Source organism: Streptomyces sp. NPDC055099 (genome assembly GCF_053607685.1).
In genome coordinates, this window is record NZ_JBSGUA010000013.1 from 159,523 (window position 1) to 176,210 (window position 16,688).

General features: G+C 71.8%; 10 protein-coding genes and 1 pseudogene. 4 read left to right on the forward strand and 7 right to left on the reverse strand.

Annotation, left to right across the window (positions count from 1 at the left end):
* Positions 1–21: 21 nt before the first annotated feature.
* Positions 22–2,281, reverse strand: a pseudogene (pflB, locus tag ACWFRU_RS29090) (formate C-acetyltransferase).
* 185 nt (positions 2,282–2,466) lie between these two features.
* On the reverse strand, positions 2,467–3,423 hold the full coding sequence (locus tag ACWFRU_RS29095) for a universal stress protein (RefSeq protein ID WP_409054955.1): 957 nt from the start codon (positions 3,421–3,423) through the stop codon (positions 2,467–2,469).
* Positions 3,424–3,696: 273 nt separating this feature from the next.
* Here ACWFRU_RS29095 and ppdK point away from each other — a divergent pair, with 273 nt between their 5' ends.
* From ppdK to adhE, 3 genes are all read left to right on the forward strand, one after another.
* Entirely contained in the window at positions 3,697–6,393 is a 2,697-nt protein-coding gene (gene ppdK, locus ACWFRU_RS29100; protein WP_453691083.1) for a pyruvate, phosphate dikinase, read from the forward strand.
* An 86-nt stretch (positions 6,394–6,479) separates the two neighbouring features.
* Positions 6,480–6,860 carry a hypothetical protein gene (locus ACWFRU_RS29105; RefSeq protein ID WP_409054957.1) on the forward strand — a complete coding sequence of 127 codons (381 nt, stop codon included), beginning with the start codon at positions 6,480–6,482 and terminating at the stop codon, positions 6,858–6,860.
* Positions 6,861–7,495: 635 nt separating this feature from the next.
* The gene (gene adhE, locus ACWFRU_RS29110; protein WP_453691084.1) at positions 7,496–10,138 is read left to right on the forward strand and encodes a bifunctional acetaldehyde-CoA/alcohol dehydrogenase; all 2,643 of its coding nucleotides are present in this window, start codon (positions 7,496–7,498) and stop codon (positions 10,136–10,138) included.
* Between the two features lie 605 nt (positions 10,139–10,743).
* Here adhE and ACWFRU_RS29115 read toward each other — a convergent pair.
* The 4 genes from ACWFRU_RS29115 to ACWFRU_RS29130 all read right to left on the reverse strand — a co-directional run bounded on the left by ACWFRU_RS29115 (position 10,744) and on the right by ACWFRU_RS29130 (position 14,361).
* Positions 10,744–11,604, reverse strand: a complete 861-nt coding sequence (locus ACWFRU_RS29115; RefSeq protein WP_453691085.1) for a universal stress protein — start codon at positions 11,602–11,604, stop codon at positions 10,744–10,746.
* A 6-nt stretch (positions 11,605–11,610) separates the two neighbouring features.
* Positions 11,611–12,633: an alcohol dehydrogenase AdhP gene (gene adhP / locus ACWFRU_RS29120; protein WP_453691086.1), complete on the reverse strand. Its 1,023-nt coding sequence runs from the start codon at positions 12,631–12,633 to the stop codon at positions 11,611–11,613.
* 38 nt (positions 12,634–12,671) lie between these two features.
* The gene (locus ACWFRU_RS29125) at positions 12,672–13,577 is read right to left on the reverse strand and encodes a universal stress protein (RefSeq protein ID WP_453691087.1); all 906 of its coding nucleotides are present in this window, start codon (positions 13,575–13,577) and stop codon (positions 12,672–12,674) included.
* A 154-nt stretch (positions 13,578–13,731) separates the two neighbouring features.
* Positions 13,732–14,361, reverse strand: a complete 630-nt coding sequence (locus tag ACWFRU_RS29130; protein ID WP_453691088.1) for a hypothetical protein — start codon at positions 14,359–14,361, stop codon at positions 13,732–13,734.
* A gap of 270 nt (positions 14,362–14,631) precedes the next feature.
* On the opposite strand from ACWFRU_RS29130, the gene ACWFRU_RS29135 reads away from it, so the two are divergent.
* Positions 14,632–15,615, forward strand: a complete 984-nt coding sequence (locus ACWFRU_RS29135; RefSeq protein WP_453691089.1) for an Acg family FMN-binding oxidoreductase — start codon at positions 14,632–14,634, stop codon at positions 15,613–15,615.
* 145 nt (positions 15,616–15,760) lie between these two features.
* On the opposite strand, the gene ACWFRU_RS29140 is transcribed toward ACWFRU_RS29135, so the two are convergent.
* The gene (locus ACWFRU_RS29140; RefSeq protein WP_453691090.1) at positions 15,761–16,681 is read right to left on the reverse strand and encodes a universal stress protein; all 921 of its coding nucleotides are present in this window, start codon (positions 16,679–16,681) and stop codon (positions 15,761–15,763) included.
* Positions 16,682–16,688 lie beyond the last annotated feature (7 nt).

Genomic DNA, 16,688 nt, shown 5'->3' on the forward strand with positions numbered 1-16,688 from the left:
CCGGTCCCGCGGTCGTCGTGCTCACAGCGTTCCGTGAAAGGTCCGGCTGATCACGTCGAGCTGCTGCTCGCGGGTCAGGCGGACGAAGTTGACGGCGTATCCGGAGACCCGGATCGTCAGCTCGGGGTACTTCTCCGGATGTTCCATGGCGTCTTCCAGGGTCGTCCGGTCCAGGACGTTGACGTTCATGTGGAAACCGCCGGCCGCCGTGTAGCCGTCGAGGATGCCGACCAGGTGCGCGGCGCGTTCCCCAGGGGCGCGTCCGAGGCCCTCGGGGGTGATCGTCGTCGTCAGGGAGATGCCGTCGCGGGCCGCCTCGTACGGAAGCTTGGCCACCGAGAGGGCGGAGGCGACGACGCCGTGCTTGTCGCGGCCGTTCATCGGGTTGGCGCCGGGGGCGAAGGGCTGACCGGCGCGGCGGCCGTCGGGCGTGTTGCCCGTGTGCTTGCCGTAGACCACATTGGAGGTGATCGTGAGCACCGACTGCGTGTGCTCGGCGTCCCGGTAGGTGGGGTGCCGGCGCACCTTCCTCATGAACGACTCCACCAGGTCGACGGCGAGGGAGTCGGCGCGGTCGTCGTTGTTGCCGTACGCCGGGAAATCGCCCTCGGTCTCGAAGTCCACGGCCAGTCCCTTGGCGTCCCGGAGCACCTTCACGCGTGCGTACCGAACGGCGGAGAGACTGTCCACGGCGACCGACAGGCCGGCGATGCCGCAGGCCATGAAGCGGTGCACGGGGTAGTCGTGCAGGGCCATCTCGATGCGCTCGTAGGCGTACTTGTCATGCATGTAGTGGATGACGTTGAGGGCGTCGACGTACGTCTGCGCCAGCCAGTCCAGGACGCGGTCGTAGGCCGCGACCAGTTGGCCGTAGTCCAGGTACTCGCCGGTCAGCGCCGGCATCTCGGGGGTGACCTGCTCGCCGTTCATCTCGTCCCGACCGCCGTTGACGGCGTACAGAAGAGCCTTGGCGAGGTTGACGCGGGCCCCGAAGAACTGCATCTGCCTGCCGACCGCCATGGCGGAGACGCAGCAGGCGATGGCGGTGTCGTCGCCGGTGCGCGGGCGCATCAGGTCGTCGGACTCGTACTGGACGGCGCTGGTGTCGATGGAGACCTGGGCGCAGAACTCCTTGAAGGCCGCGGGCAGTCGCGGCGACCACAGCACGGTCAGGTTCGGCTCGGGGGCCGGGCCCAGGTTGTACAGGGTCTGCAGGAAGCGGAAGGAGGTGCGGGTGACCAGCGGGCGGCCGTCGCGGCCGATGCCGCCGATGGACTCCGTCACCCAGGTCGGGTCGCCGGAGAACAGCGCGTCGTATTCGGGGGTGCGCAGGAAGCGCACGATGCGCAGCTTGATGACGAAGTCGTCGATCAGCTCTTGGGCGCGCCCCTCGTCGATCGCTCCTTCGGCCAGGTCGCGCTGGAGGTACACGTCCAGGAAGGTGGAAGTCCGGCCGAGTGACATGGCCGCGCCGTTCTGCTCCTTCACCGCCGCCAGGTAGCCGAGGTAGAGCCACTGCACGGCCTCGTGGGAGGTGGCCGCGGGGCGGGAGACGTCGCAGCCGTAGCCGGCCGCCATCTCGGTCAGTTCACTCAGGGCCTTGATCTGCTCGGCGATCTCCTCACGGTCGCGGATGACGTCCGCGGTGGACGGCACGGCGTCCAGGAGGGCGCGTTCGGCGCGCTTGGCCTCGATGAGACGGTCGGTGCCGTAGAGGGCGACCCTTCGGTAGTCACCGATGATCCGGCCACGGCCGTAGGAGTCGGGCAGCCCGGTGATGATGCCGACCTTGCGGGCGGTGCGCATCGCGGGCGTGTACGCGTCGAAGACGCCGTCGTTGTGGGTCTTTCGGTAGCTGCCGAAGACCTTACTGACGAAGGGGTCGGGCTCGTAGCCGTACGCCTTGAGGCTGTTCTCCACCATGCGGATGCCGCCGTTGGGCATGATCGCGCGCTTGAGGGGGGGCGTCGGTCTGCAGGCCGACGATCAGCTCGCGGTCGCGGTCGATGAAGCCAGGAGCGTGCGAGGTGATCGTAGAGGGGGTGGCGGCGTCCACATCAAGGACACCCCGGCTGCGCTCCTCCGGGAAGAGCGCGCTGACCTTCTCCCACACGGCGCGGGTGCGGTCCGTCGGCCCGGCGAGAAAAGACGCGTCCTTCTCGTAGGGCGTGTAGTTGGTCTGGACGAAGGCGCGCACGTCGACGCGCTCGCGCCACTCGCCTCCGGCGAACTTCCGCCAGGCGTCGGCGGTCCCAGAGCCGTCTGTCACCGTCGCGGTCATCCCAGGTCCTCTCGTCGGGTCGTCGTCTCCACGGCCGATACTCGTCCCGGGCTCGAGAGGAGAGGAGGGCCGGGCAGGGCACCCAGGGGGCCCTGCGGCCCTGACAGGGATCGGGACCTTCGGCCCCCGCCGTACGTACAGGTCCCCTGCCGCGCACCGGCCCGGCAGGGGCGCGATCGAACGCCTCAACCGTGCGGTACCAGGGCGACGGGGCAACCGGCGTGGTGGAGCGCCGCGTGCGCCACCGGGCCCACGTGGGCGCCGAGCCGGTGGCCGCTCGCGCGGCGGCCCACCACGAGGAGCCCGGCGTGCTGCGCCGAGTGCACCAACTCCACAGCGGCCCGGCCCTCGATGACCGATTCGGTCACCGGGACCCTCGGGTACTTCTCCCGCCACGAACGGAGCACTGCGCTCACCGCGCCTTCCGCGTCAGCCTGGGCTTGGGCCCGCGCGGGCGACTCCGCCTGCTGGTCCGTTGCCGGGCGGCCGGAAGCAGGGGGCGCGATGACCAGCGACGCGTCGGACACAGGCCGCGTGGGCGACCGGAAGGCGTGCACCACACGCAGGCCGGTGCCGCGCCGCTGGGCGGCGTCGAAGGCGAACTCAAGGACCTCGTCGGAGGGGTGGCCGGTGTGCAGGCCGAGGACGACCTCACGGTAGGGCGTCTTCGGGATCTCGTCCGGAGCGACGCCGTCGGCGGCGGGAAGATGGTCCCCCACCACTCCCCGGCCCGCCCGGACCAGCACCACAGGGTGAGTGGAGCGGGCCACGACGCGCTGGGACACGGACCCCGTGACGAAGCCGCCGATGGCTCCCAGGCTGAGCGAGCCGAGTACCAGCATGTCGCTGTCGGCGCCCACCGCGAGCAAGGCGGCGACCGTCGAGTCGCACACCAGCCGCTCGGTGATCCGAAGGTCCGGGTGGGCCGCCCGGAGACCGCTTGCGACCTCCAGCAGAATCTTCTCGGCCCAGTCGTGCTCGGTACAGTCGATGGGAACGGACGGCGCGGGGCGGGGGTGGCGGTTCCAGGCGTGCACCACGCGGAGACCGGTGCCCCGCCGCCGTGCCTCGTGAGCCGCCCAGTGCGCGGCGGCAAGGCTCGCGGGCGAGCCGTCGACCCCCACGGCGATGTCGTGAAGCATGACGCGTCCTCTCCCGAGTCGGTATACCTCCTGATGTCTGTGAGCCTCCTCTTTGACGGACGGCGACTCCAGGGCCACTCGGCCCTGGTCCGGGTCTCGCCGGGCCCTACATGCCGAGTGGTCGTCCTACGACGCCAGGGGCTCGCCCGGCCGCGTTTCCCGGCGCGGCACAGGGCCGGTCGGCCCACCCGAGGGGACCGGCGGCACCTCGCGCCCGTGTCGGCGCCGTCCGAGGCTGGAGACACCGAGCCCCGCAGCAGAGGAGCGCGCGTCATGGTCCGTTACGTCTACGACTTCACGGAGGGCGGCCGGGACATGGCCGGCCTGCTCGGCGGCAAAGGCGCCAACCTCGCCGAGATGACCCGGCTCGGCCTGCCCGTGCCCCCGGGTTTCACCGTCACCACCGAGGCGTGCCGGGCCTTCCTGGACACCGGTGGTGAACCCGAGGGCATGTGGCGCCAGGTGTCGGACCGACTGACGGCCCTGGAGCGCGCCGCGGGCCGGCTGCTGGGGCAGCCGGACGGTCCGCTCCTGCTGTCCGTCCGCTCCGGCGCCCGGTTCTCGATGCCCGGCATGATGGAGACGATCCTCGACATCGGCCTGAACGACGACTCCGTCCTCGGTCTCGCCAAGGTCTCCGGCAACGAGCGCTTCGCCTGGGACTCCTACCGACGTCTTGTCCAGATGTTCGGCACTACGGTCATGGGTGTCGACAGCGCGCACTTCGAGCGTGAGATCGCGGTGCTCAAGGAAACGCGCGGCGTACAGGACGACGTACACCTGGCGGCCGGTGACCTCGCCGGGTTGGTCGATACGTTCAAGGAGTTGATCCGGGACGAGACCGGCGAGACCTTCCCGCAGTCCCCCGCCGAGCAGTTGCGCCGCGCGGTGCTTGCCGTCTTCGCGTCCTGGAACGGGGAACGCGCTCGCCTGTACCGGCGGCGTGAGCACATCGCGGACGACCTGGGCACGGCCGTCAACGTCCAGCGCATGGTCTTCGGCAACCTCGGCGCCGACTCCGGCAGTGGTGTCGCCTTCACCCGTGACCCCGCCACCGGGCGGCCCGGACTGTACGGCGACTACCTGCCCGACGCGCAGGGCGAGGACGTCGTGGCCGGCATCCGCAACACGGTGCCGCTCACCGAGCTGCAGCGCCTGGACCCGGGCTCCTACGACCGGCTGCGCGCGCACATGGCGACCCTGGAAGGGCACTACCGGGACCTGTGCGACATCGAGTTCACGATCGAGCACGGCACGCTGTGGATGCTGCAGACGCGGGTCGGCAAGCGCACCGCGGAGGCCGCCTTCGCCATCGCCGCCGAGCTGGCCGACGAAGGGACCATCACCCAGGACGAGGCGCTCGCACGGGTGAGCGGTGAGCAGCTGGCCCGGCTGATGTTCCCGCGGTTCGACGCCGACGCGACCGGCGAGCCGCTCGCTCACGGCGTCCCCGCCTCGCCCGGCGCCGCGGTGGGCGCCGCCGTCTTCGACTCCGCCGAGGCCGTGCGGCGCGCGGCAGCCGGCGAGAAGGTGGTGCTGGTCCGCCAGGAGACGACCCCCGACGACCTCCCCGGCATGATCGCCGCGCAGGCCGTCCTCACCAGCCGTGGCGGCAAGACGAGTCATGCGGCCGTGGTGGCCCGCGGCATGGGCAAGGTCTGCGTGTGCGGCGCCGAGGCGCTGTCGGTGGACACCGGGGCGCGGCGATTCACCACCCCGGACGGCACGGTCGTCGAGGAGGGCACGGTGCTCTCCGTGGACGGTTCGGCCGGAGCTGTGTACCAAGGTCCGGTGCCGCTGGCCGACTCCGCGGTCATCCGCTTCCTGGAGGACGGCACGCGCGACGAGAACGCTGCCGGGACGGTCGACGCGGTGGCCGGTGCCCTGGCCCGCGCGGACAGCGTGCGACGTCTGGAGGTGCGGGCCAACGCCGACACCCCCGAGGACGCGGCGCGGGCCCGCCGGTTCGGCGCCCAGGGCATCGGTCTGTGCCGCACCGAGCACATGTTCCTGGGGGAGCGCCGCAAGCTGGTCGAGGAGATGATCCTGGCCGGCTCCGACGCCGAACGGGACCGGGCCCTGGCGGCCTTGCTGCCCCTCCAGCGGCAGGACTTCGCCGGAATCCTGGAGGCGATGGACGGCCTGCCGGTCACGATCCGGCTGTTGGACCCGCCGCTGCACGAGTTCCTGCCCGACCGCACGGACCTCGCGGTGCGCATCGCCGCAGCCGAGGCACGCGGCGAGGTGCCGGCCCCGCACGACGTGGAGCTGCTGGCCGCCGTCAACCGCATGCACGAGGAGAACCCGATGCTGGGCCTGCGCGGTGTCCGGCTGGGCCTGCTGGTGCCCGGTCTGGTCGCCATGCAGGTGCGGGCGGTCGGCGAGGCGGTGGTGGAGCGCACGCGGTCCGGTGGCTCGCCCCTGGCGGAGATCATGGTTCCGCTGGTCGGGGACGTCCGCGAGCTGCGGATCGTCGGCGAGGAGGTGCGGCGGGTGCTCGCCGAGGTCTCCGAGCGGTCGGGCGTGGCGGTCTCCTGCCCCGTCGGCACCATGATCGAGCTGCCCCGCGCCGCGCTGACCGCCGGCCGGATCGCCGGGGAGGCCGAGTTCTTCTCCTTCGGTACCAACGACCTCACCCAGACCACATGGGGCTTCTCCCGCGACGACGTGGAGGCGGAGTTCTTCTCCGCCTACCTCGACAAGGGCGTCTTCCCCACCTCCCCGTTCGAGACCCTCGACCGGGAAGGTGTGGGCAGGCTCGTCGAGATCGCCGTCACCGAGGGCCGTGCCGCACGGCCGGACCTGAAGATCGGCGTCTGCGGCGAACACGGCGGGGACCCCGACTCGGTCCACTTCTTCCACGCGACCGGCCTGGACTACGTCTCGTGCTCGCCGTTCCGGGTGCCCGTAGCACGGCTGGAGGCCGGGCGGGCCGCGCTGGAAGGGACCGACGCCAGTGACAGCAGGTGAGCGGGCCGGGGGCGGGACCGGAGAACGGGGCGGCACGGGCATCAGGCCCGGAATGCCGGGCGGAACAAGGGCAAGGGGTGGGACACATGACTGACAAGGTCGGCGGTACCGGCGACATCACCGACACCGTGCGGGTGCGCGCCGAGGGAGAGGTGGACGAGGAGTCGCTGGCGTATCTCAAGGAGAAGATCGGCGCCGCCCTGGACCGGCCGGGGCTCGCGCCCGTGAGCGGTGAGGTACGCGTCGTCAGGGCCACCGGGCACCACGTCGAGCTGCCCTGGTCGGCCGGGGCCGAGATCAGGCTGGGCGGCGGCCTCGTCATCGTCCACGCCCGCGAGGCCAGCGCCCGGGAACTGGCCGACCGGCTGCGGGACCGGCTGCGCGAGCGCACGGACCGCACGGCGCACCGCAGGGCGGAGGCCCGCAGGGCGGCCCCGCCGCCCCCGTGGCGCGGTGGTCCGCTGTAGCGGAGGCGCTCCTGCGAAGCCGCTCGACCGTCACCCCGTCGGCGGGCACTGCCTGGACGGACGAGGTGGCGGGAGGGCAGTGCGTGGACGAGCGGGCTGTGCGTGGTCGGGATGCGTCCCGAGCAGGCCGTCCGTCACCTTCCCGCACGCGGCCCAACCGGTGACACATCGAGGGGCGGAACGGCTCCCTGTGCCGGCCGAGGAGGATCGACTCACCGGCACCGCGATCCGCCAGGTGCCTGTCGCAGGTCTCCGCGGACGGAGCGTCCGCGCAGGGCGGCGCGGGCAGGTTCCGGGGACCATCGGCGCGATGTGGCGGCCCGAGGGCGTCGTCGGGGGTGGTGACGGCCTGACGACCGCGAGTCTACGACTCGTGTACGGCTCGCCGCCGCCGGTCCCGCGGGGCCGCGCGCTCCTCGGGCCGTCGCGCCCCGGGGGCCGACAGACCTGGCTGTCCGGGGACAACAGGCCCCGCCCGCGCGGGCCGTGCGGGCCCGGAAGGGGTCCTTCGGCGCCCGCGCCCGGCATGGCCCAGGCGTGAGAGTGGTCGAAGGAAGCGGCTTCCCCGCGAAACCGCTCCCGCTTCAGCGCCGCCGCACTCGCATGGCGGCCCTTGACGACGGAGGCAGACCACCATGACCCGACAGGACGCGCGGACCCGCGCCACGGCCGGCCCAGAGTTTCCGTCCGACACCGCGGTCGCCGTGAACCAACTGGTCACGGCCGGTCTGAAGGCGCTCGACGACTACGAGTCCCTGACCCAGGAGCAGATCGACCACATCGTGAAGAAGGCGTCGGTCGCGGCCCTGGACCAGCACACCGGCTTGGCCCGCTTGGCGGTCGAGGAGACCGGACGCGGGGTCTTCGAGGACAAGGCGGCCAAGAACATGTTCGCGTGCGAGCACGTCACGCACAGCATGGGCCACATGAAGACCGTCGGGGTCATAGCCCGCGACGACATCGAGGACATGATCGAGATCGCTGAGCCGGTGGGCGTGGTGGCCGCGGTCACCCCCGTCACCAACCCGACCTCCACCACGATCTTCAAGGCCCTGCTGGCACTGAAGACCCGTAACCCGGTCGTGTTCGCCTTCCACCCCGCAGCCCAGCGGTGCAGCGCCGAGGCGGCGCGCGTCGTCCGTGACGCGGCCGTCGCCGCGGGCGCGCCGGAGCACTGCGTACAGTGGATCGAAGCCCCGTCGGTCGAGGCGACCAGCACCCTGATGCGGCACCCCGGCGTCTCGCTGATCCTCGCCACCGGCGGCAACGCCATGGTGAAGGCGGCCTATTCGGCGGGCAAGCCGGCCCTCGGGGTCGGTGCCGGCAACGTCCCCGCCTATGTGCACCGGAGCGCGAAGCTGCGCCGGGCCGTCAACGACCTGGTCCTGTCGAAGTCGTTCGACAACGGGATGATCTGCGCCTCCGAGCAGGCCGTCATCCTCGACGCCGACATCTACGACGCGGCCCTCGCCGAGTTCCGTGGCCTCCACGCCCACCTCGCGACCGCCGAGGAGAAGGCGAGACTGGAGACATTCCTCTTCCCCGCGTCCGGCGGCTCCGGCGCGGGCTGCGAGCCGAAGGTCAACGCCGCCGCCGTCGGACAGAGCCCGGAGTGGATCGCCGAGCAGGCGGGCTTCGCCGTGCCCGCCGGCACCTCCCTCATCCTCGTCGAGGCCGAACGGGTCGGCGCGGACGAGCCGTTGACGCGCGAGAAGCTCTGCCCGGTCCTGGCCGTGCTGCGTGCCGAGGACGAGCGCCTCGGTTTCGACCTGGCGGCCGACATGGTCGCCTTCCACGGCCAGGGCCACAGCTCGGTCATCCACACCGAGGACCGCGCCCTGGCGGAGGCGTACGGCAAGCGGATGAAGACGGTACGTGTCATCGTCAACGCCCCGTCCTCTCAGGGGGCGATCGGCGGAATCTACAACGGCCTGCTGCCCTCGCTCACACTGGGCTGCGGTTCCTGGGGCAGCACGTCGGTGTCGAACAACGTCTCCGCCGCCCAGCTGCTGAACATCAAGCGGGTCTCCACCCGCCGCAACAACCTCCAGTGGTTCAAGGTCCCACCGAAAATCTACTTCGAGCCGCAGGCCATCCGCTACCTGACCTCCATGCCGGACGTCCACCGCGTCACGATCGTCACCGACGCCACGATGACCCGCCTGGGGTTCGTCGACCGGATCAGCCGTGTCCTGCAACAGCGCCGCGAACCGGTCATCCTCCAGATCATCGACAACGTCCAGCCCGAGCCCAGCATCAACTCCGTCGAGGAAGGCGCCCGCTTGATGCGGGAGTTCCGCCCCGACACGATCATCGCGCTCGGCGGCGGCTCCCCCATGGACGCCGCCAAGGTCATGTGGCTGCTGTACGAGCAGCCGGACATCGACTTCGCCGACATGCGACAGAAGTTCTCCGACATCCGCAAGCGCGCCTTCCGCTTCCCGACGCTGGGCAAGCTGGCCCGTCTGGTCTGCGTTCCCACGACCTCCGGCACCGGTGCGGAAGTCACCCCGTTCGCCGTCATCTCCGACCCGGCGACCGGCAAGAAGTACCCGCTGGCCGACTACGCACTCACGCCGAGCGTGGCCATCGTCGACCCGCTGCTCACCACCGCGCTGCCCCCGGAGCTCGCCGCCGACAGCGGCTTCGACGCCCTCACCCACGCCATCGAGGCGTACGTCTCCGTCTACGCCAACGACTTCACCGACGGCCTCGCCCTGCACGCGATCCGTCTCGTCTTCGGCAACATCGAGGCGGCGGTGACCGACCGCGACGGAGCGCCGGAGGCACGGGAGAAGATGCACAATGCCGGCACCATCGCGGGCATGGCCTTCGGCAACGCCTTCCTCGGCATCGTCCACGCCATGTCCCACACCCTCGGCGCCACCTTCCATGTCGCCCACGGGCGCACCAACGCGATCCTGCTGCCGCACGTCATCCGCTACAACGGGACCGTTCCGACGAAGCTGACGGGCTGGCCCAAGTACGAGAGTTACCGCGCCCCCGAGCGCTTCCAGGACATCGCCCGCACCCTCGGCCTGCCCGCCACCACCCCGGCCGAAGGCGTGGAATCGCTCGCACGGGCTGTCGAACAGCTCCGGGACGCTGTCGGCATCGAGCCGACGTTCCGGGCGCTGGGCGTCGATGAGCGTTCCTACCTGGACGCCCTTCCGCGGCAGGCTCTCAACGCCTACGAGGACCAGTGCGCGCCCGCCAACCCGCGGATGCCGATGCTGGACGACATGCAGGGGATCATGCGCGCGGCGTACCACGGCTGAGGGTGGCCTTTCCGGACGGGGCGAGGTGACCCCGTCCGGAAAGGCACGGCAGGTCCAGCCGCTTCGGTCCGAGGAGACCGGGGCGGCTGGACCGCATCACGTCGGCCCACCTTGAGGTGGCCTCCATTCAGCGAGGAGAGCCGACCGGCTCCGGATCATCGGGAGTGCCGCCGTGTCACTGACCCGCAAGTCCACGGCCGCCAGGGCGCCGGCCCGTCGGCCACAACGTCGAGCCGCACGGGCGGCCTGCACGTCGAACCCCCGGGACACCGTCGTGCCGACCGCTCGGCCTGCACGCCCGTGCAGCAGCGGCCACCGCTTGTGCGGCACGGCGGCATCACACCTCCCGGGGGATGCCCGGGCTCCAAGCCCGTGGTGACCACACCCTCGTGGCCATCGGACTGCCGCGACCTTCGAGGACCTCGCCGACTTCACGCGCGCCTGGCAGATCTGCGTCTTCCCGGTTCGGCCGACCGGCCGCCTGAACGTGGGGCGTTCCTGTGCGCCCAGGGAGCAGTCGGAGGGGGCCGGGTGATCCCGGCCCCCTCCGGACGCCTCCCGCAGGTCGTTTCGCTGTGCGCGTGGTGCGTGTGCGGACGCCGCTGTCACACGGCGTCGGGCACGATCGCCACAGGGCATGCGGCGTGGTGCAGGAGGCGATGCGCGACCCGCCCCAGATGGGGTCCCAGGTGTTTCGGGTGGCGGCGGCCGATGACCAGCAGACCGGCCTCGTGGGAGGCGGCCAGCAGCACCTTGCCGGCCGGGCCCTCGGTGGTGCGCCGCCGCAGCTTCACGTCGGGCGGGGCGTCAGCGAGAGCCGCCTCCAGTTGCTCGACGGCGCGGTCCTCGTGCAGGCGCTCCGGCTGGCCCGCGAGCAGCGGGTGGTCGGCCGTCTCGTGCGAGGGGCACCGCCAGGCCCGTACGGCCTCCACCGGGACCGCGTGCAGCCGTGCCTCCTCGTAGGCGAACCGCACCGCGGGCGTCGGCCCGTCGGTCACGCCGAGGACCACGGGGGCGGACAGTCGGCCGGCGGTCCGGTCGTCCCGATCGCCCCGGACCACGACGACCGGGCAGTGGGCGTGGGTGGCCACGGACAGGCTGACGGAGCCGAGCAGGGCGTCGGCGAGCGCCCCACGCCCTCGCGTGCCCACGACCACGGCCGAGGCGTTGCGGCTCTCGTGGATCAGGACGTACTCGGCTTCCTCCGTCACGACCGCGGTCGTGACCGCGAGGTCCGCCCGGCCACGAGCCCGCCGCGCGGCGACGCGCACGATCTCCTCGGGGCTCACCTGCGCGGACGGCTCGCCGAGTTCCCGGGCGAGCGCGGCGCCCTCGTACCGCTCCCACCGGGAGGCGTAGACCACATGCAGGGGCGCCCGGCGCAGCGCGGCCTCGTCGGCCGCCCAGTCGACGGCCCGCAGGCTGGATTCGGAGCCGTCGACGCCGACGACCAGGGGAAGCGACATGGTTCTTCAGCCTTCCGTGCCGAGGTCGAAGACGATACGGGCCTTGACCTGCCCGCTCAGGACCTCATCGATGGATTCGTTGACCGCGGTGAGCGGACGGGACTCCCGGATGACCTTCGTACGGCCGTCCGCGTGCAGCCGGAAGACCTCGGCGAGGTCCTGGCGGGTGCCGACGATGGAACCGATAACCGAGGTTCCGTTGAGCACGGTGTCGTAGATGGGGACCTGGATGGTGCCGTGCGGTGGCAGGGCGACCATCACGAGCTTCCCGCCGCGCCTGAGACCGGAGTTGACGGCTTCGAAGGCGGCCGGACTGACGGCGAGGGCGAGCGCGGCGTGGGCGCCGCCGTGCCGCTTCAGCTCGGTGCCGACGTCCTGGGTGCGGGCGTCGATGACGATGTCGGCCCCCAGTTCGCGGGCGAGTGCGAGCTTGTCGTCGGTGACGTCGATGGCGGCGACGGTGGCGCCGGCGATCTTCGCGTACTGCACCGCCAGGTGGCCCAGTCCGCCGACGCCCGATATCGCGACGAGCTGGGCGGGCCGGACCTCGGCCACCTTCAGGGCCTTGTACGTGGTGACGCCCGCGCAGGTCAGCGGGGCGGCGTCGAGGGCACTCACGCCGGCGGGCACCACCTGGGCGTAGTCCGCCCAGGCGAGCATCTTCTCCGCGTACCCGCCGTCGCAGCCGTAGCCGGTGTTGACCTGGCTCTCGCACAGGGTCTCCCAGCCGGACAGGCAGTGCTCGCAGCGCCCGCACGCCTTGCCGAGCCAGGGCACGGCCACTCGCTGCCCCACCGAGAGGTGGGTGACGCCGTCGCCGAGCTTCTCGACGAGGCCGACACCCTCGTGGCCGGGGACGAACGGCGGGGTCGGCTTGACCGGCCAGTCGCCGTGTGCGGCGTGGATGTCGGTGTGGCAGAGGCCTGACGCCTCGACACGGACACGGACCTGTCCGGGACCGGGCTCGGGGTCGGGGCGCTCCTCGATGACCAGGGGTGCGCCGAGTTCCCGTACGACTGCGGCCTTCATGATGTCTCTCCTTGTGCGTGTGCGGTCGGCCGTGCCGGTCAGCTGTGCGCGACGACGGCGACGGGGGCGGTGGCGTGGTGCATGACCGCGTGGGCGACCGCCCCGATGTGCACGCCCAGCGGATTGCGGCGCACGCGGCGGCCGACGACGACCAGTGAGGCGTCGTGGGAGGCGTCCACCAGTTGGTCGGCGGGGTTGCCGAGACGGGACACCCCGGTCACCTCGACATCCGGGTACTTCTCCCGCCACGGACGCAGCGCCTCGGTGAGCGCGGCGGCGTGCTCGCGGGCGATGTCCTCGCTGGGGTCGTAACCGGCCGCCAGGCTGTACGCATAGGAGGACGGCGGGTACCAGGCTTGGAGGGCGGTCAGCGGAGCCTGGCGGCGGCGTGCCTCCTCGAAAGCGAAGCCGATCACGGTCTCATCGGGACTGCGGGTGTCCAGACCCAGGACCACGGGCCGGAAGGCGGTGGCGGCCGATGGAACGCCGGCCGGGTCGGCGACGTGTTCGTCGGCGGCTTGTTCACCCGCTCGTACGAGGATCACGGGCACCTCGGTGCGAGCGACGACGGCCTGGCCGACGGACCCGATCAGGAATCCGGCGATGCCGCTCAGCGCGCGCGAACCGAGAACCAGAAGTTCCGCTTCACGTGCCGCTTCCAGGAGGTTCGTGGCCGGGGCTCCGGTGCGCTGTGTGGCGGTCACCTCGACGCCGGGGTGACGCCGGCGCAGACCGTCGGCGGCTTCGCGGGGGACGCGTCCGGTCCAGTGATGGTGGGTCTCGGCGCCCAGCAGGGGGGCTTGGGCCATCGGTTCGGGCACCGGCTCCCACACCTGAACCAGCTCCACCGCGGCGTTGCGGAGCGCCGCCTCGCGTGCGGCCCATTCGGCAGCGGCCAGGCTCTCGGTGGAGCCGTCGAGCCCTACGATGATCGTGCCGGGCATTGAGCCCACCTCCTGTGGTGTGTGTGTGCTGCTTCGAGCTTGTCGTTCGGCGATCTCCCGGTGCAGGGGCCGCTGGTCCCGGATGGGAGCCGACCGGCCCTTTCGGCCGGGCGACGCGGTGGGCCGCTGGGCGGACCCACCGCGTCGGTGACGTTCAGCGCAGCCACCCGTGATCGCGGACTATCGGGAGCCGGGCCCACAGCCGGCCGAGGCCCAGGGTGTCTCCGGCGGAGGCGGCGGCGAGGGCGACGAGCAGCACGGCGTAGACGAGGTGGTAGTCGGCGAACGGGTTGGTCGACATGCTCGGCGAGCCATCCGACAGGTGCTGGGCCGGTGGCCACTCGGCCACCCACATCAGCGCCATCATCACGGTGCCCGCCAGCGCCGTCAGGCGCAGGGCCACCCCGGCCGTCAGCGCGAGACCGATTCCGAGCAGACCGAGCATGAACAACCAGTCCGCCCAGGCGGCCCCTGCCCACGAGTGGAAGGTGGATTCCATCGGCCCGACGGCGACATGGCCGAGGAAGCCCTCGGTGGGCGAGCCACCGTCGACCCAGCCCTTGCCTGACTGGGTGGCATAGCCGAAACCGAAGGTCTTGTCGAGGAAGGCCCACAGGAAGACGAAGCCCATCAGGACGCGGGCCGAGGCGAAGATGTAGGCGCGGGCGGCGTGTGTGTCGGTGTGTGCCGCCGCGGCGGAGCCGGGTGCGGGGGCGACGTGGTTCCTGCGGAACGAGGGCATGTGGAAACTGTTGTTCCGGTTCGTGTGCTGGTGCACGGCCATGGTGGTGATCCTTTCGGGGGCGGGCCGGTCGGTTTCTGACAGCAGTCACTCTCCCGTCCGACGGCGGGCCGCCACCGGGTGCGGATGGTCCACGGCCACGGGCTGAACGTCCGTCGGCGCGGGGGCCGTTCAGTCCTTTGCCGACAGACGGGACCGTCGGGAGCGAGGCGGGGCCGTCCGGCCCCTCGCGCGCTTCCGTCCGTCGGGAGCAGCTTGGGGAGGTATCGACCGGCCAAGCACCCCTCTGGGCGTGGACGGGGAGGAGTTCCGATGAGTCTCACGACGCTCGACGTGCCCGTACTGGAGAAACTGATCGGTGCGGCGGTCGCCGCGCCGTCCCTGCACAACACCCAGCCCTGGCGGTTTCGGCTCGATGTGGAGACCCGCACGGTGCTGATCCACGCCGCGACGGACCGGGGACTGAGGCACACCGACCCCACGGGGCGCGGCGTGCAACTGTCCGTGGGCTGCGCGGTCTTCAACCTGCGGGTGGCGGCTGCCCATTTCGGCTGGGAACCGGTTACCCGGCTGCTCCCCCGCCCTGAAAAGCCCGACCTGCTCGCTTCCGTACGACTGGCCGACAGCTCCCGGGCCTCCGCGGCACCCGGTCTGTACGAGGCGCTGTGGCGTCGGCACAGCAGCCGCTTCCCCTTCTCCGACCGGCCGTTGCCCCCGGGCCTGCTCACGGAGCTGACCGAGGCGGCCCACACCGAAGGGGCCTGGCTCCAGTTCCCGGATCCCCGGGAAGCCGGCCAGGTTCTGCGCACGACGTGGGTGGCGGAGGACCGCAACCGGATGGACGCCGACCGGGCGACCGAGAGCCGCCGCTGGACGAGCGCGCCGCATCCCGCCTCACTGGGTCTGACCGCTGCGGCGCTGAGCCCGCAGGACGCCCTGGACCGCGTTCCGATGCGGGACTTCGCTGCCCACCGGCACCCGGTGGTGCTGCCCGCGCGACCGTACGAGACGCAGCCCGCGCTCGCGGTGCTCCGTACCGCCCATGACCGGCGGACTGACTGGCTGAGGGCCGGTCAGGCGCTGGAGCGGGTACTGCTGGTGGCGACCGCGCACGGCGTGCGGTCGTCGCTCCTGCACCAGGCGCTGGAGTGGGCCGATCTGCGCGGACGGCTGGACCGTCTGCCCAGTGATGGCCGACGCGGTCACACGCAGATGGTGATCCGGCTGGGGTACGGCCCCGAGGGCCCCGTCACGCCGCGCCGCGGCGTGCAAGAGGTCCTGGACACCGGCGAGTGACGGGCCGACCGCGGTGCCGGCCCGACCGGCCCGAGCGCCGCGGTCGACTGCCCGTCCGCTTCGGACGGCGCCCCTGTGATGGTGTGGCGGTTGTTCCAGTACGGGCCCTGCGGCCGTGGCCTCGCCTCCCCCGGTCACCCGTCGGTCAATGGTGCGGAACCACCGCTACCGGAGCGGCGGCGTGGTGCAGCAGCGCTTGGGTCACCGGTCCGATGTGCGTGCCGACCACCGCCCGCCGGACGTGCCGCCCGACGACCACCAGCGCCGCGTCGCGCGAAGCCTCGATCAGGTGGGGACCCGCACCGCCCACCGTGGCCTGCGTCCGCACCTCGACGGTGGGGAACTTCCGCTGCCAGGGCTGGAGCACGTCGTCCAGCCCGCGCTGAACTCGCGCGGTCATCTCGACGTTCACCTCCGGCATCAGATCACCGCCGTAGTAGTAGGGCGGTAGCGTCCAGCCGTGGACGACTCGCAGCTCGGTCCCGCGTCGGCGCGCGGCGTCGAACGCGAACTCGATCACCTGGTCGCTGGGCTCCTGCAGGTCGAGACCGAGGACGACCTCCCCCTGAACGGCAGCCGTGGAGGGGCCACTTGGCGAGGCATCCCGAAGGCGTCCGCCCTCGGTGTGCTCGTCGGCCCGCACCAGGACCATGGGCCCCTCGCCACCGGCCAGGACGGAAAGAGCGACGGAGCCCACCAGGAACCCGGTGAGCCTGCCCAGCCCACGGGACCCCAGTACCAGCAGGTCTGCGTCCTCCGCGGCTTTCAGCAAGGCGGGGACGGGCGGCCCCGAGATCGCGTCGGCCTCGATCCGCAGGCCGGGGTGGCTTCGTGTGAGGCGTGATCGCGCCTCGTCGAGAAGACGCCGTGCCCCGGCACGCTGCTGATCACCGGGCAGGGCCGGCACGCTGAGGCCGGACGCCGGTGCGCAGGCGGGAAGCTGCCACTCCCAGGCGTTCACCAGACGAAGGGGCAGGCCGCGGAGCAGAGCCTCGCGGGCAGCCCAGTCGGCGGCTGCCAGGCTCTCCGGTGTGCCGTCGAGTCCGGCGGTGACAGTGCGGGTCATAGGGGCC